We start from the raw sequence: 18,169 nt of genomic DNA, 5'->3' as shown, positions 1-18,169 counted from the left end.
CCGTCCCCTTACTGACCGGCGGGGGCCGGAAGGAGGCCGTCGGCGACCAGCCCGGCGAGGACGGCCTCGCCCAGGGCGTGGACGGCGGACTGTGGCCGGACCATGACCGTGAACTCCTTGATCCGGCCGTCGTCATCGAAGTGGAGCAGATCCATGCCGTGGATCTCCTTACCGCCTGCGACGGCCCGGAAGAGCAGGACCGCCGAGGAGGAGACACTGCCGTCGGCGCTCGTCTCCGCGGTGCCGTCGTGGTGGCCGACGTAGCGGAAGTTCTCGAAGGTACGCAGCAGGACCCCGAAGAGGCCCAGCACCATGGGCTTGCCTTCGAAGGGGATGAATTTCACCGGGCTGTAGAAGCGGATGTCGTCCGTGAACAGGTCCTCCAGGGCTGCCAGGTCGCGGTTGTCGACGGCGGCGCGGAACCGTGCGGCTGCGGTCATGACTCCCACCTCATACTCATGAATATGACTAATCAGATTCATGAGTATGATGAGGCCGTTCGCAGGAACAACGCAAGGAGGAGGGCCGATGGCGTTGCGGCACGCGGTTCTCGCGGCGCTACTCGACGAGGAGTTGAGCGGGTACCAGCTGGTCAAGGCGTTTGATCTCGGTGTGGCGAACTTCTGGCACGCGCAGCCGCAGCAGGTGTACGCGGAGCTGACGCGACTGGAGAGGGACGGGCTGATCACGGGCCGGGAAGTGGTCCAGGACACCCGGCCCAACAAGCGCCTGTTCCAGGTCACCGACGCCGGCCTGGCCGAACTGGACCACTTCACGGCCACCGCCGCCAAACCGTCCTTCATGCGGGACGACTTGGTCGTCAAGGTCCAGGCCGCCGATCACGTCGACACCCGGACGCTGATCGCGCGGCTGACCGAGCGCGCGGCGCTCGCCCAGGACAAGATCGACCTGTTCGGCAAGCTCCTGCGCGGCATGCGGGGCGACCGCACCGAAGAGGAGTTCCTGCGCCACGGCGAGCGCATCGGCCCCTACCTCACCTGCCTGCGCGGCCTGGCCTTCGAGCAAGGCAACCTCGACTGGTGCGAGCGCACGGTCGCCGTCCTCCGGGAAAGAGAAGGTGCCGATGCCCCACGCTGATGACCCGCACTACCTGCGCTACGTCGCCCTGGGCGACAGCCAGACCGAAGGCGTCGGCGACGGCGACGACACCGTGGGGCTGCGCGGGTTCGCCGACCGGCTCGCCGAACACCTCGCCCAGCACAACAAGGGCGTGACGTACGCCAATCTGGGCGTACGAGGACGCCTGGCCCGCCACGTCCGCGCCGAGCAGCTCGCCCCCGCCCTCGCGCTCCGGCCCGACCTGGCCACCGTCGTCGCCGGGGTCAATGATCTGCTGCGGCCGCAGTTCGACGCCGACGAGGTCGCGGGCCACCTGGAGGCGATGTTCACCGCGCTCACCGCTCAGGGAGCCCACGTCGCCACCCTCACCTTCCCCGACCCCGCGCGCATCACGCCGCTCGCGCGGCCACTCAGCTCCCGCGTCACCGCCCTCAACACAACGATCCGCCGCGCGGCCCGTCGTCACGGGGTCACCGTCGCCGAGACCGGCCACCACCCCGTGGTCACCGACCCCCGCCTGTGGAGCCCCGACCGGCTCCACGCCAGCCCCCTCGGCCACCAGCGGATCGCCGCCGCCCTGGCCCACGCCCTCGCGCTCCCGGGCAGCAACGACGACTGGACACACCCCCTGCCCCCTCCCGCCACCCCCTCACCCACCGGCTGGAGTGCCACCGCGGCGGAACTGCGCTGGGCCGCCGCCTTCCTCGGCCCTTGGCTCGGCCGACGCCTACGCGGCCGCTCGACCGGCGACGGCCGCACCGCCAAACGCCCGCGCCTCCTCCCCGTACGGGTGGGCGCGGACCGTACGTAAGGGCCGCGACCGCGACGCGCGACGTCAGACGGGCGGATCGGTGCGAAACAGGCTGTACATCACCCCATCCCGCCACGCGCCGTCTCTCCAGGCGCAACCGCGCCAACCTGATGAGCGCGAGGGGCGAGGGCTGGCAGGTGCTCACCGCCGCCGCCTTGGTGCTGATGGCGGCCCCGATGGCCGTCTTCTTCGCCGCCCAGCGCTTCTTCGTCCGCGGGCTCCTCGCCAGGGCGGTCAAGTAGAGCCCGAGCCGGTCGCTCCAGAGTCTGCCCTGTGCGCACGTTCAGGTATTCGCCCGCACAGGACCCTGGGCGAGCCGCCCCATGCTCCGCACGCCGATTTTCTTCCGCTGGGCAGAAACCCGGCTTCCGTGTGTCCGTAGCGCAATCTACTCTGCGGTCGCGCTGCGCTTCCGGCAGCGCGCACCCGCGCCGCACCCTGGAGGTCCATCGATGCGTCCCATCCGCCGTTCGTCCAGAAGGACTTCGCCGTTACGGTCCCGGTCCCGGCCCCGTGCCGTGGGCGTGCTGATCGCGCTGGCGGCCACCCTCGCCTCCGCGCTGTTGACCGCCTCCGTCACACCGACCGCAGCCGCCGATCGGCAGTCCCAGAGCAAGCCCGTGACCGGCTCGTCCACCGGCAACGCTTCCGTCCTCGCACGGATCCCGAATCCGACTACCGCTTCACTCGAGGCCACGAACGGGCCACTGGCCACTGCCACCTACACCGTTCCCAACCCGAGCGGGTACGGGTCCGGCACGATCACCTACCCGACGGCCGACGGCTCGTACCCGGGCGTCGTGCTGATGCCGGGCTATCAAGGCACCCAGCAGAACCTTCAGTGGCTCGCGCCCCGCCTCGCTTCCTGGGGCTTCGTCGTCATCAACGTCGGCACCCACACGCTGAGCGACGACCCCGCCTCGCGCGGCCGCCAGATCAGCGCCGCCGGCACCCAGTTGCTCTCGCTCAGTTCCGCCTCCGGCAACCCGATCCACGGGAAGGTGAACGGCACGCTCGGTGCGGCCGGTCACTCGATGGGCGGCGGCGGTGTGATGGTGGCCCTCCGGGACGACTCCCGCTTCAAGGCGGGCGTGCCCCTGGCCCCGTACAACCCGAACCAGAACTTCTCCGGAGTCACCGACCCCACCTTCTTCATGACCTGTCAGAGCGACCCCGTCGCCCACGGCAACACCTACGCCCTGCCCTGGTACAACTCCATGTCCCAGGCCGAGAAGCTCTACATCGAGGTTCCCGGCGACCATCTCTGCCCCATGACCGGCTACGGCAACAAGGCCAAGCAGGGCAAGTGGATCGTGTCGTTCTTCAGCCGCTGGTTGTACGGCGACACCCGCTTCAGCCCGTTCCTGTGCGGTGCAGCGCGGGAAGCGGACAAGAACAGCCCCTCCCTGGTCACGCGCTGGCAGGACACCTGTCCGTTCTGAGCGGTCCTCACAGGGCTCCTGGGCCCGCCGGAGACGGACACAGCGGCCACGACCTCGCCCGTCGCGTCCCGCACGGGAGCCGCGGCCGACGCCGCGCCCCAGGACCGGGCCACCGGCCGTGCACCGCGAAGCCTGCCCGCTCCACCTCGGCGAGCACGCGACGCGGCCGGACGCCCGGGCGTGGTGGGCCAGATAGGGCGCGGCCGGGTATCTGCGGCCTCCGGCGCCGGGCGCGGTACCGGGGGCCGCGGGCGGCACGAGTCCCGTGGGTCCGGGTCTTTGCAACCCGTGCACGCGCCACCGTCACCAACACGCCCGGCCGGCTGTGGGAAGGACTCGACCGGTCTAGGCGGCGGGGGTGAGTTCGGCGCGGCCGAACAGCAGCGCGTAGCCGGAGGGGAGCTGGCGCAGGATGCGGGTGAGCAGGTCGGGGCCCGCAAGGGCGGCGACGGCGGCGAAGACGGCTCCGGTGTCCCAGCGGGTGGTGGCCAGGGAGGCGCCGGCTCGGGCCGCGAGGTCCTTGACGAAGGCCCAGCCGGTCAGGGGCTGGGTGTCGGGGATCTGGGCGGTGAGGATGCGTGCGGCCTCGAAGGGGAGGCGGGCGGCGAGTTCGACGCGTTCGTCGCCCGTCAGCTTGCGTCCGAGTCCCGCGAGGACCAGGTGGATGGCTTCCTCGGCCCGCTCCTGGGTGGGGTAAGCGCCCTCGTAGCGGACCTTCTCCAGCATCTGCTCGTACGTCATCGCGGGCAGCTGCTGGAGCGGTGTGCGCGGGTCGGAGATCACTGCGGTGGTTGCCTTTCTGTCGTCGGGATGGTGGTGCCGGTGTGCGGGCACCGGGTGTGCTGTCTGTCAGGTGTGCTGGGGGCGGCCGAAGAGGAGGTCGTAGCCCGCGGGGAGCTGGAGCAGGATCTGCCCCAGAAGGTCGTCGCCGGCGGCGTCGGCGGCGGTGCTGAGGACGGCGCTGACGTCCCAGGCCGCGGTCTGCTCGGTGGCCCCCTCGATCCAGGCCGCCGTCGCGCGTACGAACCGCTGCGGAGGCAGCGGCTCGGCGCTCTGTAGCGGGTTGAGGAGGATCAGTGCGAATTCTTCCGGCAGGCATGCCGCGAGCTGGGCGCGCACCTCGCCGACCAGGTGTGCGCCCAGGAGGGCGAGCACCACACGGGCCGCGCGCTCGGCTTCCTGCCAGCTGTCGTACGTGCCGCGTTCCTTGACCTGGTCGAGGAACGCTTCACCTCGCAGAGCCACGTCGGCCACCCCCTTCTTCGGTCCATGGGGGCGGAGGACGGGAGAGGGGGAGATCAGCGACCCGTCCTCCGCCGCTGTCCGGCCGTCATCGGCCCCGGCTCAGCCGGAGATCTCCTTACGGCTGCCGATGGTGATCTTGCGGGGCTTCGCACGCTCGGCGATCGGAATCCGCAGGGTGAGCACCCCGGCGTCGTAGTCGGCCTCGATGTGCTCGGTGTCCAGCGTGTCGGCCAGCACGATCTGGCGGGAGAAGGCGCCCAGCGGCCGCTCCGACAGGTCCATCTGCACGTCGTCGGACTTCGCCACGGGCCGGCGCTCGGCCTTGACGGTCAGCATGTTGCGCTCGACGTCGATGTCGATCGCGTCCGGGCTGACGCCGGGGAGATCGAAGGCCACCACGTACCGGTCGCCCTCGCGGTAGGCGTCCATCGGCATCGGGGACGGCCGCGACCAGGTACCCGGCCCCATCAGCTGCTGCGTCAGCCGGTCCAGCTCACGGAAGGGGTCAGTGCGCATCAACATCGTGAAAACACCTCCAGCAGGTTCGGGCAGTTGCTGCCAATGCGCCTCACTGAAACCGTTGTAACATGTCATCCAATGGATGACAAACATGGTGTCATCCAGACGATGACAAGCCCGAGGGAGGTGCCCGTGACAGCAGCCGACCAGCCGACCCCGTCCAGCGCCGACGCCCGAAGCCCGGCCTCGTTCCTCGCCGCCGCGGCGGCCCTGCACGCCATTGACGACGCCCTGCGCGCCGCCCGGCAAGAAACCTCAGACGCCCCCGACGCCGAGCCCGGCCCCGGTCCGGAGCAAGCCCTGACCTCCCTGCTGCTGCTGCGGCAGGTCCGCGAGCAGCTCGCCGGATGGGAAACCGGCCTGATCGAAACGGCACGAGACGCGGGAGCCAGCTGGGCCGACCTCGCCCATCCCCTCGGCGTCGCCAGCCGCCAGGCCGCCGAACGCCGCTACCTGCGCAACCGCCCCGGCCCCGCCGGCACCACCGGCGAACAACGCGTCCAGGCCACCCGCGAACGCCGCGCCGCCGACCGCACCCAGGCCACCTGGGCCCGGCGCAACGCCGCCGACCTGCGCCGCATCGCCGGCCAGATCACCGCCCTCACCGACCTCCCCACCGCCGCCCGTCACCCGCTCGACCAACTCCACGCGGCCCTCGCCCACGACGACCCCGCCGACCTCATCCACCCCCTCAACGCCACCCGCCCCCACCTGACCACCACCCACCCCGACCTCGCCGCCCGACTCGACGCCCTCACAGGTCCCGCCACGGCCCCGCCCCCACCCGACTGACCGACAGCCCACCCGTAGAGCCTGCTCAGTTCGGCCGGACCACGATTGCAGCGTGCGCCGCCGACCTCGCGGGGTTGCGCGGTGACCTGGTTCGCCACGGCCCCGCCGATGTGGCAGATCCGAGGGAAGTTGCCAAGAGCTGGAATACAACGGTTTGACGTCAGTGGGCTGGGCTAGAAGAGTCAGTGATTGAGGTGCTTCGGAAAGCAGGCACACCTGGCGGGAGCCGTGCGCGTACGCGCTCTGGGCCCCAGATGTGCCGTGCTGGCTCCCGCGCTGCTGAACGGCGACGAGCAGGGAGCAGAGAGAGATGACACCGATGAGCGCCGCACGCGCCCGCCACCGTCACGACGATGCCCCCGACACCGCGGCCGACTTCGAGCGGCTGGCTGCGGCGTCCGATGGGCCCGAGCGGGAGGTCCTGGTCGAGGAGCTGGTCGCGGCGTGGCTGCCGATGGCCCACCGTCTCGCCAGCCGCTACCGCAACCGCGGAGAGAACCTCGATGACCTGAAACAGGTCGCAGCGATGGGCCTGGTCAAGGCCGTCGAGCGCTACGACCCGCAGCGCGGAGACGCGTTCGAGTCGTTTGCCGTCCCCACGATCGTGGGGGAACTGAGGCGGTACTTCCGCGACTGCAGCTGGGATGTGCACGTTCCCCGGCGGGTTCAGGAACTGCGTAACAAGGTCCGCGCCACCCTCCAGCAGCTGGCCACCACCGAAGGCGCCGACCGCTCCCCGACCGTGGCGCAGATCGCCGAGGCCGCGGGCATGAACGAGGAGGACGTACTGACCGGCATGGAAGCCATGGACAGCTTCCGTTCCCTGTCCCTGGATGCCGAGTTGACCGGCTCGGACGACGGCTACTCGCTGGCCGACACGCTCGGCCAGTCCGAGGCCCGCTACGAGACGGTCATCGCCCGGGAAGCGGTCAAGCCCTGCCTGCACCGGCTGCCGGAGCGGGAGCAGCACATCCTGTACCTGCGGTTCTTCCACGACATGACCCAAGCCGACATCGGCGAGGAGCTGGGCATCTCCCAGATGCACGTCTCCCGCCTCATCTCCCGCAGCTGCCGCACCATTCGTGAACAGGTCGAAGCCGAGCCGCAGCGCACGCCGATGCTGGCCGCCGCCTGACACTCCGGGCCGCCGCGCCCACCGGCCCAGCACGTACCCCGCCCCCTGATGTGAAAGAGGAGCCCACCATGCTCATGGCCCACCCCGCGATTCTCGCCGACCTCGTCCAGCAGTACGAAACCCTCCACGCCCTGCACGCCGAGAACGGCGGCCCGGAGGCACAGCAGCGACTCGACGACGTCGCCTACACGCTGTGCACCGCCACCGGCACCCGCGACATCGACGCCGCCCTGATCGCCGCCCGGCACCAGCTCCCCGGCGCCCGCACCGAAGACGACTCCCTCCTCGTCCCTGACGCCTGAGAAACCCCTGTGGGCCCGGCCGCCCGGCCGGGCCCATCACGTGCATCTCGCAGTGCCGGCACCGCACCTTCTGTTCGTTGCCGGTCATCCGCCCGGCCGTCGGGCGGCGTGCGCACGGCGATGCGCTGTGGGTCGACCGTCGCGGTCCGCAGGCTGGTGCCGACCGCGGTCTCCACTCGAAGCCCAGGACGGTGACCAGGGCGGGGACGGCGAGAAGGCCGCCGCCCGCACCGGGTAGTCCCAGCGCGCCCAAGCGCTCACCTTGTGGATAGCCCACAATCCGGCACACATCCCGGACGGCGAGAAGTGACACACTCGGGCCGCATTCTTTGGACACACATCCCGGCGTCGAGCACATCGTGTAACTATGACCGGGCGAAACCCGGCTGACCGAGAGGGAGCTTCACCGCCCCCTCGTCGTTGCTGCTCGCACAAGTTTTCGATGCGCGTGACAGGAGTGGAACACCGTATGCCCAGCCCGTCCTCCACCCAGCCCACCGCCCAGATCGGCGTCACCGGGCTCGCCGTCATGGGCAGCAACCTCGCCCGTAACTTCGCCCGGCACGGGCACACCGTTGCCGTCCACAACCGCTCGTCCGCCAAGACCAAGGCGCTGATCGAGGAGCACGGCCACGAGGGGAGCTTCGTCCCGGCCGAGACCGCGGCGGAGTTCGTCGCCGCCCTCCAGCGGCCGCGGCGGCTCGTCATCATGGTGAAGGCCGGTGCGCCCACCGACGCGGTCATCGAGGAGTTCGCACCGCTCCTCGAAGAGGGCGACGTGATCATCGACGGGGGCAACGCGCACTTCGAGGACACCCGGCGCCGGGAGAAGTCCCTGCGTGAGCGGGGGCTGCACTTCGTGGGCACCGGCATCTCCGGTGGCGAGGAGGGCGCCCTCAACGGGCCCAGCATCATGCCCGGTGGATCGTCGGAATCCTACAAGTCCCTCGGTCCCCTCCTGGAGAGCATCTCCGCCAAGGTGGACGGCACCCCGTGCTGCACCCACATCGGCCCGGACGGCGCCGGACACTTCGTGAAGATGGTCCATAACGGCATCGAGTACGCGGACATGCAGCTCATCGCGGAGTCGTACGACCTGCTGCGGCGCGCGCTGGGGCTCACGCCGGGCGAGATCGCGGAGGTGTTCCGCACCTGGAACGGCGGTCGGCTGGAGTCGTACCTGATCGAGATCACCGCCGAGGTGCTGGCGCACACCGACGCCGCGACCGACAAGCCGTTCGTGGACGTGGTGCTGGACCAGGCCGAGCAGAAGGGCACCGGCCGCTGGACCGTCCAGACCGCGCTGGACCTGGGCGTTCCGGTGAGCGGCATCGCCGAGGCGGTGTTCGCCCGCTCGCTGTCCGGCCACGCCGACGTGCGGGAAGCCTCGCAGGGGCTGCCCGGGCCCGCGGCCAAGCAGCTCACGGGCGAGGCGGCGGAGCGGTTCGCCGATGAGGTCGAGCAGGCGCTGTACGCGTCGAAGATCGTGGCGTACGCGCAGGGCATCCACCAGATCGAGGCGGGCAGCCAGGAGTACGGCTGGGACATCGACCCGGGTGCGGTGGCCCGGATCTGGCGAGGCGGTTGCATCATCCGGGCCCGCTTCCTGAACCGGATCACCGAGGCGTACGGCAAGGAGAACAAGCCGGTCACGCTGCTGGCCGACGACTACTTCGCGCAGGCGCTGGGCGAGGCGCAGGACGCGTGGCGGCGAGTGGTGTCCACCTCCGTCGAGCTGGGTGTACCGGCGCCCGGTTTCTCGGCGGCGCTGGCGTACTACGACGCGCTGCGCTCGGAGCGGCTGCCCGCGGCGCTGGTGCAGGGGCAGCGGGACTTCTTCGGCGCGCACACCTACCGGCGCACCGACCGGGACGGCTCGTTCCACACCTTCTGGGGCCAGGACCGCAGCGAGCGCGAGGCCTAAAAGGCCGGGGCCCGTGCGCGCGCCTGCCCATGGAGGCGCGCGCACGGGCGGCCGTCAGGCCGTGTAGCGCCGGAAGTCGGGCACCGCGACGGCCAGTCCGAGCATCGCTACGGCGACCAGCAGCCCGCCCGCGGTGACCGCCGCGCGGGGCCCGATGAGGGAGCCCGCCGTGCCGTGCAGCAGATCGGCGATGCGCGGGCCGCCCGCCACCACCACGGTGAACACGCCCTGCATCCGGCCGCGCATGTCGTCGGTGGCCGCGGACTGGAGGATCGCGCCGCGGAACACCATGGACACCATGTCGGCCACGCCCGCGATGGCGAGGAACGCGGCCGCCCACCACAGGCTGGAGCTGAGGCCGACGCCGCTGATGGCCACGCCCCAGGCCACCACGGCGACGATGACCATGAGGCCGTGGCGGCGGGCCCGGGAGAAGGTGCCCGACAGCAGCCCGCCCGCCACCGCGCCGAGCGGGATCGCGGCGAAGAGCAGGCCGAGCGCGAAGCCCTCGCCCCAGGGCGCGTAGGTGTGCGAGGCGAGTTGGGGGAAGAGCGCCCGGGGCATGCCGAAGACCATGGCGATGATGTCCGCGAGGAAGGACAGCAGCAGCACGCGGTGGGCGGTGATGTAGCGGCAGCCGTCCACCACGTCCCGCCATCCGGCCCGTGGCCTGCCACCACCGCTGTCCTTGAGGGGCGGCATCGCGGGCAGCCGCCAGACGGCCCACAGGGTGACGCAGAGCGCGATGGCGTCGGCCAGGTAGAGGACGGGCAGACCGAGGACGGGTATCAGCGCGCCCGCCAGCAGCGGGCCGACGATCATGCCGGTCTGGGCGACGGTGGACTGGAGGGCGCCCGCGGCGGGCAGCTCATCGGCGGGGACGAGCCGGGCGATGGAGGCGTTGCGGGCAGGAGAGTTCATCCCGAAGAACCCCTGCTGGGCGGCGAGCAGCACGATCAGCAGCGGCACCGAGTCGAGACCGGCGAAGGACTGCGCCCAGAACAGCAGCGAGGTGACGGCGATTCCCGCGTTGGTGACCAGCATCAGGGTGCGCCGGTCCATGCGGTCGGCCACCACACCGCCCCACAGCGCGAACACCACGAGCGGCAGGAGTCCCGCGAAGCTCGCGTAGCCGACCCAGGCCGAGGAGCCGGTGATGTCGTAGATCTGCTTGGGTACGGCGACGGCGGTCAGCTGACTGCCGACGGCGGTGACCGTGGTGGACGTCCACAGTCGGCGGAAGGGGCGGTGGCGCAGCGGCCGGGTGTCCATGACCCAGCGGCGCCAGCCGGTCTTCGGCGGGACGTCCGGGTCGGTTGCCCGGTCGGCGGTGGCGGGGGTGTCGTCGGGAAGCGGTTCTCTGGCGTCGTCGGTGCCTCGCGTGGTCTCCACGGCGGTTTTTGATTCCCTCACTCCATCCACTTCGGTCGCGGACCATTGTGACGGTCCGCGGCCGGGGCCGTGGCCCCGTCTCAGCCCTCGGCCGCCGGGCGGACCGGGTGGGGCCGGTGGATGCGGCCGGTGAGTGAGGTCAGCCGGGTGCCGCTGCCGTCCCAGCGGTCGGCGATGATCTCCGCGGCGATGCTGACCGCCGTCTCCTCGGGGGTCCGGGCACCGAGGTCCAGGCCGATCGGGGACGCGAGCCGGGCCAGCAGGCCCTCGTCGATCCCGGTGTCGCGCAGTCGGCGCAGCCGGTCCTCGTGGGTGCGTCGGGAGCCCATGGCGCCGACGTACGCCAACGGCAGCCGCAGCGCCTCCTCCAGCAGCGGTACGTCGAACTTGGGGTCGTGGGTGAGGACGCAGACCACGGTCCGCTCGTCCACCCGGCCCGCCTCGGCCTCGGTGCGCAGATAGCGGTGCGGCCAGTCGGCCACCACCTCGTGGGCCTCGGGGAAGCGGCGCTTCGTGGCGAAGACGGGCCGCGCGTCGCAGACGGTGACGTGGTAGCCGAGGTAGGTGCCGATACGGGCCATGGCCGCCGCGAAGTCCACGGCGCCGAAGACCAGCATCCGGGGCGGTGCGGCATGCACCGACACGAACAGGGTCAGCTCCTCGTCGGTGCGGGTGCCGTCGTAGCCGTAGCGCAGGGTGCCGGTGCGCCCGCCGGCCAGCAGTCCGCGCGCGTCCTCGGCGACCGCCGCGTCCAGCCGGTCCGAGCCCAGCGAGCCGGTGGCGGTGTCCGGCCGGACCACCAGCCGTCGGCCGAGCCGCCCGGCCGGGTCGGGGCCGTCGACCGCCACGCAGATGACCTCGGCCACCGGCTCGCCCTCGCGCACCGCCGCGGCCACGTCGTCGTATTCGGGGAAGGCGGCGGGGTCGATGCGCTCCACGAAGACGTCGATGACTCCCCCGCAGGTCAGACCGACCGCGAAGGCGTCGTCATCGCTGACGCCATAGCGCTCCAGGACCGGGGTGCCGCTTTCGGTGACCTCCTGGGCCAGTTCGTAGACCGCGCCCTCAACACACCCTCCGGAGACGCTGCCGACGGCGGAGCCGTCCGGTCCGACCAGCATGCTCGTCCCCGGTGGCAGCGGTGAGGAGTGCCAGGTGGCGACCACCGTGGCCCGGGCGAAGGGCTCACCGGCGCGCCACCATCGGTGCATCTCCGCTTCGACGTCTCGCATGGAACTCCATTCCCCTCGCCACGAACTTCGTCATGGCCCCGCCACGACCTCGCCACGAATGTAAGAGGTTGATACATTCAATGTATGAGCCTCTCACATCGCTCTCCGAGTAGCGACATCAGCTTGCGGATCAACGGCACGAACCACGCATTGACCATCGACAACCGGACGACACTGCTCGATGTGCTGCGTGAGCGGGTTGGTCTCACGGGCACCAAGAAGGGCTGTGACCACGGGCAATGCGGCGCCTGCACGGTGCTGATGGACGGCGAGCGGGTGAACAGCTGCCTGATGTTCGCGGTGGCGGCCGAGGGACGGGAGGTCGTCTCGATCGAGGGGGTCGCGGATCTGGCGGAAGGTCAGGGGCTGCACCCGGTGCAGCAGGCGTTCCTCGACCATGACGGTCTCCAGTGCGGCTACTGCACCCCGGGGCAGATCTGCTCGGCGATCGGGGCGCTGGGCGAGGCGCGGCGCGGCTGGCCGAGCCATGTCACCGAGGACACCGCCGCCGGTGTGCCGGACGTGGCGGGGCTGGACGAGGCGGAGGTGCGCGAGCGCATGAGCGGCAACCTGTGCCGCTGCGGCGCGTACGGCGGGATCGTGGACGCCGTCATGGAGGCGGCCGGTGCCGAGGGCGTCGAGGGCGCCCGGTCCGCGAGCGCTGCCGGAGGCGTGCGGTGAAGGAGTTCGCCTACGCCCGTGCGGGCGATGCCGCCGAGGCGGCCGCGCTGATGGCCGAGCGGCCCGACGCCACCTATCTGGGCGGCGGGACCAATCTCGTGGACCTGATGAAGCTCGGAGTGGCGGGCCCGGGGCTGCTCATCGACGTGTCCCGGCTGCCGTACGACCGGATCGAGCACCGCGACGACGGTTCGGTGCTGATCGGCGCCACCGTGCGCAACGGCGATCTGGCGGGCGACCCGGGCGTACGGGAGCGCTTCCCGCTGCTGGCGCAGGCGCTGCTGGCGGGCGCGTCCGGTCAGCTGCGCACGGTGGCCACGGTGGGCGGCAATCTGCTCCAGCGCACCCGCTGCGTGTACTTCCAGGACGTGTCCAAGCCGTGCAACAAGCGCGAGCCGGGGTCGGGTTGTCCGGCCATCGGGGGCGCGCACCGCGATCTGGCCGTGCTGGGCACCTCCGACCACTGTGTGGCGTCCCATCCGTCCGACATGGCGGTGGCGCTCGTCGCGCTGGACGCGGTGGCACACATTCGGTCGGTGGACGGCGCGACGCGCACCGTCCCGGTGGCGGAGCTGTACCGGCTCCCCGGCGACACTCCGCACCGGGAGACCGTGCTCGGCCACGGCGACCTCGTCACCGCCGTCGAGCTGCCCCCGCCGCCGGGCGGCGCGGCCATGCGGTACCGCAAGGTGCGCGACCGCTGGTCGTATGCGTTCGCGCTGGTGAGCGTGGCGGCGTCGGTGGCGGTGGCGGACGACGGCACGCTCGCGGACGTGCGGATCGCGCTCGGCGGTGTGGCGCCTCGCCCGTGGCGCGCCCGGATCGCCGAGGAGCGGCTGCGCGGCGGGGCGACGGACGAGGAGACGCTGCGCGAGGCGACCCGGGCCGAATTGGCGCAGGCGCGCCCGCTGCCGGACAACGCGTTCAAGGTCGACCTGGCCACCGATCTCATCGTCGCGGTCATCCGCGATCTCGTCGCGAGGAAGGACCGCGCATGACCACCGCGACCACCACCCGGCAGACCGTCGGCGCGCCCATGACCCGGGTCGACGGCCTCGACAAGGTCACCGGCGCGGCGCGCTACGCCTATGAGTTCCCGACGCCGGACGTCGGCTATGTGTGGCCGGTGCAGGCCACCATCGCCCGCGGCCGGGTGACGGAGGTCGACGGCGCCCCGGCGCTGGCCCGGCCCGGTGTGCTGGCGGTGCTGGACTCCGGCAACGCCCCGCGGCTGAACACGGAGGCACCGGCGAGCCCGGATCTGTTCGTGCTCCAGTCCCCCGAGGTGGCGTACCACGGCCAGATCGTGGCCGCGGTGGTGGCCACGTCGCTGGAGGCGGCGCGCGAGGGCGCGGCGGCGGTGCGGGTGAGCTACGAGCAGGAGCCGCACGATGTGGTGCTGCGCTTCGACGACGAGCGGGCCCACATCGCCGAGAAGGTGACCGACGGCAGCCCCGGGTTCGTCGAACGCGGCGACACCGAGGGCGCGCTGGCGGCCGCGCCGGTGCGGACCGAGGCCATGTACACCACCCCGGTCGAGCACCCCAGCCCGATGGAGCCGCATGCCACCATCGCCGCCTGGGACGAGGACCGGCTGACGCTGCACAACGCCGACCAGGGCCCGTTCATGTCCTCCCAGCTGCTGGCGGCGGTGTTCGGGCTCGAAGAGGGCGCGGTGGAGGTGGTCGCGGAGCACATCGGCGGGGGCTTCGGCTCCAAGGGCATTCCGCGCTCCCCCACCGTGCTGGCGGCGCTCGCCGCGAAGCACCTCGGCCGGCCGGTGAAGATCGCGCTGACCCGGCAGCAGATGTTCCAGCTGATCCCCTACCGGGCGCCCACCATCCAGCGGATCCGGCTCGGCGCCGAGCGCGACGGGCGGCTGACCGCGATCGACCACGAGGTGGTGCAGCAGCGCTCCGCGATGGTGGAGTTCGCGGACCAGACGGGGGGTTCGACGCGGCTGATGTACGCGGCGCCCCATGTCCGTACGACGGTGAAGACGGCGCCGCTCGATGTGCTGACCCCGGCGTGGTTCCGCGCGCCCGGCCACACGCCGGGCATGTTCGCGCTGGAGTCGGCCATGGACGAGCTGGCCACCGAGCTGGAGATCGACCCCGTCGAGCTGCGGATCCGCAATGACACCGGTGTCGACCCCGACAGCGGCAAGCCGTTCAGCAGCCGCGGTCTGGTGGCGTGTCTGCGGGAGGGCGCCGCGCGCTTCGACTGGGCGCTGCGCGATCCGAAGCCCGGCATCCGGCGTGAGGGGCGCTGGCTGGTGGGCACCGGCGTCGCGTCCGCGCACCACCCGGACTATGTGTTCCCCTCGTCGGCGACGGCGCGTGCCGAGGCCGACGGGACGTTCACGGTGCGGGTCGGCGCCGTCGACATCGGGACCGGCGGGCGCACCGCGCTGACCCAGCTGGCGGCGGATGCCCTCGGCGTCCCGGTCGGGCGGCTGCGGCTGGAGATCGGGCGGGCCTCGCTCGGCCCGGCGCCGTTCGCGGGCGGCTCGCTGGGCACGGCGTCCTGGGGCTGGGCGGTGGACAAGGCGTGCCACGCGCTGCTGGCGGAGCTGGACACGTACGGCGGCGTCGTCCCGGACGGGGGCCTGGAGGTGCGGGCCGACACCACCGAGGACGTGGAGCTGCGGGCGTCGCTCTCCCGCCACTCGTTCGGCGCCCACTTCGCGCAGGTCCGGGTGGACACCGACACCGGCGAGATCCGCGTCGACCGGATGCTGGGCGTGTTCGCCGCGGGGCGGATCGTCAATCCGAAGACGGCCCGTTCGCAGTTCCTGGGCGCCATGACGATGGGTCTGTCGATGGCGCTGCTGGAGATCGGCGAGGTCGACCCGGTCTTCGGCGACTTCGCCAACCACGACTTCGCGGGCTACCACGTCGCGGCCAACGCCGACGTCCCGAAGCTGGAGGCGGTCTGGCTGGACGAGCAGGACGACACCCCCAATCCGGTGCGCGGCAAGGGCATCGGCGAGCTGGGCATCGTGGGCGCGGCGGCGGCGATCACCAACGCGTTCCACCATGCGACCGGACAGCGGGTGCGCGATCTGCCGATCCGAGTCGAACGCTCGCGTGAGGCCCTGCGGGCGGCGCGCGCCGAGGCCCAAAAGCGCGGGCCGGGGGCGGCGGAGCAGGGAAAACCGGTCGGGTAGGGTCGCCCGGATGGCACCCAGATGCAAGGGGCGCGCCACGTACCACCACGGCGATCTCGCCGCCGCGCTGGTGCGGGTGACGCTGGAGATCGTGGACGAGGTCGGGGTGCGCGGTTTCTCCGTCGCGGAGGCCGCGCGCCGCACCCGCGTCAGCCCCGGCGCGCCCTATCGCCACTTCGCCGACCGCGACGCGCTGTTGGCGGCCGCCGCGCTGGAGGTCTCGCGGCGGCTGCGGGCCATCTATCTGGAGGCGGTGGCCACGGTCGAGTCGCCGCAGGAGCGGCTGGCCACCATGGCGGGCAGCGTGGTGCGGGCGGCCGCCCGCTTCCGGGGCGGGTACGAACTCCTCTACGCCCCCGGTGTGCGCACCGCCCACCCCGAGGTGGTGACCAGCAAGCGGGAGTTCGTGGACCTGCTGCTACCGAGCGCCTTCGAGGTGGCGCCGGAGGAACACGGGGCGGCGGCGGTGGCGCTGCTGGAGGCGTTGCAGGCGCTGGCCCGTGGATACGCCACCCTGCTGCTCGACGGCGTGTTCGGTGATCCGGACGAGGTGGTGGAGGATGTCGCCGCCCGGGCGACGCGCTCGGCGCGGGCCCTGGTGGCGGGGTATTCCGCCACGTCGACGGACGGCTGATTTCCTCCGAAATTCCCTGCACGGGACGGAAATTCAAGGCATCCCGCTTTATGGTCGACCATATCGGCTGCGGTGACGGCGGCAACCGCACGACGGACCCATGGAATTTCCAAAATCTCTTCCATATGTTTGATCTACGCGCGTACCTTCGGTGCGGACTGCTCTCCCCACGGAGCACCAATTCCGGAGGAACAGATGTCCTTAAAGGCCGGAAAGGGCGCACACAGGGCCCCCTCGCGCTGGCGTTCGCCGTATGCCATCGGCGGTTTGGGGGCCGCGGTCGGCGCCACCGTCCTCGCCACGCTCGTACCCGCGATGGCGACGACGACCGACGCTGACACCGACTCCGCCCCCAGCCCCGCCCAGTCCGCGTCCGTCCCGCACCCCGAGCGGGACTGGATGGGCTCGACCCTCTCCGCGCACGAGAAGGCCGCTCCGAAGGCGGCTCCGGCGGCCACTCCCGACGCCGCGACGGTGGAGGGCGTCGACGTCAGCAACCATCAGGGCTCGGTCAACTGGACATCCCTCTGGAACAAGAACGTCCGGTTCGCCTACGTCAAGGCCACCGAGAGCACGACGTACAAGAACCCCGCCTTCTCCTCGCAATACAACGGCGCCTTCAAGAAAGGCATGATCCGCGGCGCCTACCACTTCGCCCTGCCGAACAAGTCGAGCGGCAGCAAGCAGGCGGACTTCTTCGTGCGCAACGGCGGCGACTGGTCGGACGACGGCAAGACGCTGCCGCCCGTGCTGGACATGGAGTACAACCCGTACGGCGGGACCTGCTATGGCAAGACGAAGGCTCAGATGGTCAGCTGGATCAAGGACTTCAGCAACCGGGTGAAGTCCCTCACCAGCCGCGATCCGGTGATCTACACGACCACCAGCTGGTGGAAGTCCTGCACCGGCAACAGCGGCGCCTTCGCTTCGAAGAACCCGCTGTGGGTGGCGCGCTATGCCGCCTCGCCGGGGGCGCTGCCCGCGGGGTGGAAGACGCACACCATCTGGCAGTACACCTCCACGGGCCCGGTGGTGGGGGACCACAACCGCTTCAACGGAAGCCTGACCGCGCTGAAGGCGCTGGCCAAGGGGTGACCGCCCCGCCCCGCTCCGGGGCGGGGCGGGGCGGGGCGGCGAGCGGTCAGCCGTCGAGTGCGCCGGTCAGGCCACCGACCACACCGTCCAGCGTGTCGCCGAGGCCATCCACCACGTCGCCGACCACACCGGTCCCCCGGCCACCGCCGTTCCCCGGCTGCGGCGTCTCACTGGGCTGCCCGCTCGGGGTGCCGGGAATGGTCGGGTCGCCGTCGGGTGCCCGGGAGGGCGACGACGGGTCGGTCGGGGTCTGGTCGGAACGCTGGGTCGGCGACGTGGCCACATCGGTGTGCGCGGGCGTGGAAGGGGCCGCGCTCGGCGTGTGCGACGGGGTGGGCTCCGCGGTGGGCTCCGTACCGCCGCCGCCCGTACCGCCGCTGCCCGTACCGCCCGTGTCGCCCGCGTGGTCCGTCCCGTCCGGGATGGGCCGGGGCTTCGCGGACTCGGAGGGCGAAAGATGGCTGCCCGACGGCTTGTCATCGACCGTGGGATCGATGTCCGGTTTCTGCTCCGGAGACGCGTGGACATCGGAGCGTGCCTGGGTGGACTTGTCGCCCCCGACCGAGGAGTGAAGGCCGAAGGCTATGGTCCCGGCCACCCCGAGGGCGGCGGCTGCCTTGAGGGATGTGGCCCGGGCCTGCTGGGCAGGGGTGGGGCGGCTGTGTCGGCCCATATCGCTGATGTCTCCCCGTTATCACGTCAAGAACAAGCCAGAT

Annotated in this window: 20 protein-coding genes; 13 read left to right on the top strand and 7 right to left on the bottom strand. The window is 71.5% G+C overall.

All coding sequences use genetic code 11. The annotated features are described in order from the left end of the window. Positions 1–8 precede the first annotated feature (8 nt). Positions 9–440: a nuclear transport factor 2 family protein gene (locus tag HYQ63_RS41105; protein WP_179939131.1), complete on the bottom strand. Its 432-nt coding sequence runs from the start codon at positions 438–440 to the stop codon at positions 9–11. 88 nt (positions 441–528) lie between these two features. Between HYQ63_RS41105 and HYQ63_RS41100 the strand changes: the two genes are divergently transcribed. From HYQ63_RS41100 to HYQ63_RS41090, 4 genes are all read left to right on the top strand, one after another. Beyond that, positions 529–1,098 (top strand): PadR family transcriptional regulator, encoded by a 570-nt coding sequence (locus tag HYQ63_RS41100; protein WP_179939130.1) that lies wholly within the window; start codon positions 529–531, stop codon positions 1,096–1,098. Then, positions 1,085–1,891: an SGNH/GDSL hydrolase family protein gene (locus HYQ63_RS41095; RefSeq protein ID WP_179939129.1), complete on the top strand. Its 807-nt coding sequence runs from the start codon at positions 1,085–1,087 to the stop codon at positions 1,889–1,891. Before HYQ63_RS41100 ends, HYQ63_RS41095 begins: the two co-directional genes overlap by 14 nt. Before the next feature lie 110 nt (positions 1,892–2,001). After that, on the top strand, positions 2,002–2,133 hold the full coding sequence (locus tag HYQ63_RS45340) for a hypothetical protein (protein WP_257232489.1): 132 nt from the start codon (positions 2,002–2,004) through the stop codon (positions 2,131–2,133). A 276-nt stretch (positions 2,134–2,409) separates the two neighbouring features. Next, complete coding sequence (locus HYQ63_RS41090; RefSeq protein ID WP_257232488.1) at positions 2,410–3,333, top strand: triacylglycerol lipase; 924 nt, start codon at positions 2,410–2,412, stop codon at positions 3,331–3,333. A 345-nt stretch (positions 3,334–3,678) separates the two neighbouring features. Here the strand turns inward: HYQ63_RS41090 and HYQ63_RS41085 are convergent, their stop codons facing one another. The 3 genes from HYQ63_RS41085 to HYQ63_RS41075 form a co-directional block, all read right to left on the bottom strand. After that, complete coding sequence (locus HYQ63_RS41085; RefSeq protein ID WP_179939127.1) at positions 3,679–4,116, bottom strand: DUF2267 domain-containing protein; 438 nt, start codon at positions 4,114–4,116, stop codon at positions 3,679–3,681. A 66-nt stretch (positions 4,117–4,182) separates the two neighbouring features. After that, positions 4,183–4,578 (bottom strand): DUF2267 domain-containing protein, encoded by a 396-nt coding sequence (locus HYQ63_RS41080; protein WP_179939126.1) that lies wholly within the window; start codon positions 4,576–4,578, stop codon positions 4,183–4,185. A 99-nt stretch (positions 4,579–4,677) separates the two neighbouring features. Beyond that, entirely contained in the window at positions 4,678–5,100 is a 423-nt protein-coding gene (locus HYQ63_RS41075; RefSeq protein WP_179939125.1) for an Hsp20/alpha crystallin family protein, read from the bottom strand. Between the two features lie 129 nt (positions 5,101–5,229). On the opposite strand from HYQ63_RS41075, the gene HYQ63_RS41070 reads away from it, so the two are divergent. The 4 genes from HYQ63_RS41070 (at position 5,230) to gndA (ending at position 9,250) form a co-directional block, all read left to right on the top strand. Continuing rightward, the gene (locus HYQ63_RS41070; protein WP_179939124.1) at positions 5,230–5,889 is read left to right on the top strand and encodes a type III effector protein; all 660 of its coding nucleotides are present in this window, start codon (positions 5,230–5,232) and stop codon (positions 5,887–5,889) included. A 319-nt stretch (positions 5,890–6,208) separates the two neighbouring features. Next, entirely contained in the window at positions 6,209–7,024 is an 816-nt protein-coding gene (locus HYQ63_RS41065) for a SigB/SigF/SigG family RNA polymerase sigma factor (RefSeq protein ID WP_179939123.1), read from the top strand. A gap of 68 nt (positions 7,025–7,092) precedes the next feature. Continuing rightward, positions 7,093–7,326 carry a DUF5133 domain-containing protein gene (locus HYQ63_RS41060; RefSeq protein WP_179939122.1) on the top strand — a complete coding sequence of 78 codons (234 nt, stop codon included), beginning with the start codon at positions 7,093–7,095 and terminating at the stop codon, positions 7,324–7,326. Between the two features lie 469 nt (positions 7,327–7,795). Continuing rightward, positions 7,796–9,250, top strand: a complete 1,455-nt coding sequence (gndA, locus tag HYQ63_RS41055) for an NADP-dependent phosphogluconate dehydrogenase (protein WP_179939121.1) — start codon at positions 7,796–7,798, stop codon at positions 9,248–9,250. 54 nt (positions 9,251–9,304) lie between these two features. Here the strand turns inward: gndA and HYQ63_RS41050 are convergent, their stop codons facing one another. After that, positions 9,305–10,642 (bottom strand): MFS transporter, encoded by a 1,338-nt coding sequence (locus HYQ63_RS41050; protein WP_179939120.1) that lies wholly within the window; start codon positions 10,640–10,642, stop codon positions 9,305–9,307. A gap of 80 nt (positions 10,643–10,722) precedes the next feature. Further along, entirely contained in the window at positions 10,723–11,874 is a 1,152-nt protein-coding gene (locus HYQ63_RS41045; RefSeq protein ID WP_179939119.1) for an XdhC/CoxI family protein, read from the bottom strand. 84 nt (positions 11,875–11,958) lie between these two features. On the opposite strand from HYQ63_RS41045, the gene HYQ63_RS41040 reads away from it, so the two are divergent. From HYQ63_RS41040 to HYQ63_RS41020, 5 genes are all read left to right on the top strand, one after another. Beyond that, on the top strand, positions 11,959–12,555 hold the full coding sequence (locus HYQ63_RS41040; RefSeq protein WP_179939118.1) for a (2Fe-2S)-binding protein: 597 nt from the start codon (positions 11,959–11,961) through the stop codon (positions 12,553–12,555). Continuing rightward, entirely contained in the window at positions 12,552–13,553 is a 1,002-nt protein-coding gene (locus HYQ63_RS41035) for a xanthine dehydrogenase family protein subunit M (protein ID WP_179939117.1), read from the top strand. The genes HYQ63_RS41040 and HYQ63_RS41035 overlap by 4 nt, the downstream gene beginning before the upstream one ends. Next, entirely contained in the window at positions 13,550–15,724 is a 2,175-nt protein-coding gene (locus HYQ63_RS41030) for a xanthine dehydrogenase family protein molybdopterin-binding subunit (RefSeq protein WP_257232487.1), read from the top strand. Before HYQ63_RS41035 ends, HYQ63_RS41030 begins: the two co-directional genes overlap by 4 nt. Before the next feature lie 10 nt (positions 15,725–15,734). Further along, a complete protein-coding gene (locus tag HYQ63_RS41025; protein ID WP_179939116.1) occupies positions 15,735–16,358 on the top strand; it encodes a TetR/AcrR family transcriptional regulator in 624 nt (207 codons plus the stop codon). Positions 16,359–16,553: 195 nt separating this feature from the next. Next, complete coding sequence (locus tag HYQ63_RS41020) at positions 16,554–17,453, top strand: lysozyme (protein ID WP_179939115.1); 900 nt, start codon at positions 16,554–16,556, stop codon at positions 17,451–17,453. A 46-nt stretch (positions 17,454–17,499) separates the two neighbouring features. Here the strand turns inward: HYQ63_RS41020 and HYQ63_RS41015 are convergent, their stop codons facing one another. Continuing rightward, complete coding sequence (locus tag HYQ63_RS41015) at positions 17,500–18,126, bottom strand: extensin (RefSeq protein ID WP_179939114.1); 627 nt, start codon at positions 18,124–18,126, stop codon at positions 17,500–17,502. Positions 18,127–18,169: the final 43 nt, after the last annotated feature.

The sequence above is a fragment of the Streptomyces sp. Rer75 genome, from assembly GCF_013414305.1.
GTDB classification, from domain to species: Bacteria; Actinomycetota; Actinomycetes; order Streptomycetales; family Streptomycetaceae; genus Streptomyces; species Streptomyces himastatinicus.
This window is presented reverse-complemented; position numbering and strand designations above follow the sequence as displayed.

Excerpts from the sequence above, each read along its gene's own strand:
- HYQ63_RS41105 (WP_179939131.1), bottom strand. The coding sequence starts at position 440 with ATGACCGCAGCCGCACGGTTCCGCGCCGCCGTCGACAACCGCGACCTG.
- HYQ63_RS41100 (WP_179939130.1), top strand. The coding sequence starts at position 529 with ATGGCGTTGCGGCACGCGGTTCTCGCGGCGCTACTCGACGAGGAGTTG.
- HYQ63_RS41095 (WP_179939129.1), top strand. The coding sequence starts at position 1,085 with ATGCCCCACGCTGATGACCCGCACTACCTGCGCTACGTCGCCCTGGGC.
- HYQ63_RS45340 (WP_257232489.1), top strand. The coding sequence starts at position 2,002 with ATGAGCGCGAGGGGCGAGGGCTGGCAGGTGCTCACCGCCGCCGCCTTG.
- HYQ63_RS41075 (WP_179939125.1), bottom strand. The coding sequence starts at position 5,100 with ATGTTGATGCGCACTGACCCCTTCCGTGAGCTGGACCGGCTGACGCAG.
- HYQ63_RS41065 (WP_179939123.1), top strand. The coding sequence starts at position 6,209 with ATGAGCGCCGCACGCGCCCGCCACCGTCACGACGATGCCCCCGACACC.
- HYQ63_RS41060 (WP_179939122.1), top strand. The coding sequence starts at position 7,093 with ATGCTCATGGCCCACCCCGCGATTCTCGCCGACCTCGTCCAGCAGTAC.
- gndA (WP_179939121.1), top strand. The coding sequence starts at position 7,796 with ATGCCCAGCCCGTCCTCCACCCAGCCCACCGCCCAGATCGGCGTCACC.
- HYQ63_RS41045 (WP_179939119.1), bottom strand. The coding sequence starts at position 11,874 with ATGCGAGACGTCGAAGCGGAGATGCACCGATGGTGGCGCGCCGGTGAG.
- HYQ63_RS41040 (WP_179939118.1), top strand. The coding sequence starts at position 11,959 with ATGAGCCTCTCACATCGCTCTCCGAGTAGCGACATCAGCTTGCGGATC.
- HYQ63_RS41030 (WP_257232487.1), top strand. The coding sequence starts at position 13,550 with ATGACCACCGCGACCACCACCCGGCAGACCGTCGGCGCGCCCATGACC.
- HYQ63_RS41025 (WP_179939116.1), top strand. The coding sequence starts at position 15,735 with ATGGCACCCAGATGCAAGGGGCGCGCCACGTACCACCACGGCGATCTC.
- HYQ63_RS41020 (WP_179939115.1), top strand. The coding sequence starts at position 16,554 with ATGTCCTTAAAGGCCGGAAAGGGCGCACACAGGGCCCCCTCGCGCTGG.
- HYQ63_RS41015 (WP_179939114.1), bottom strand. The coding sequence starts at position 18,126 with ATGGGCCGACACAGCCGCCCCACCCCTGCCCAGCAGGCCCGGGCCACA.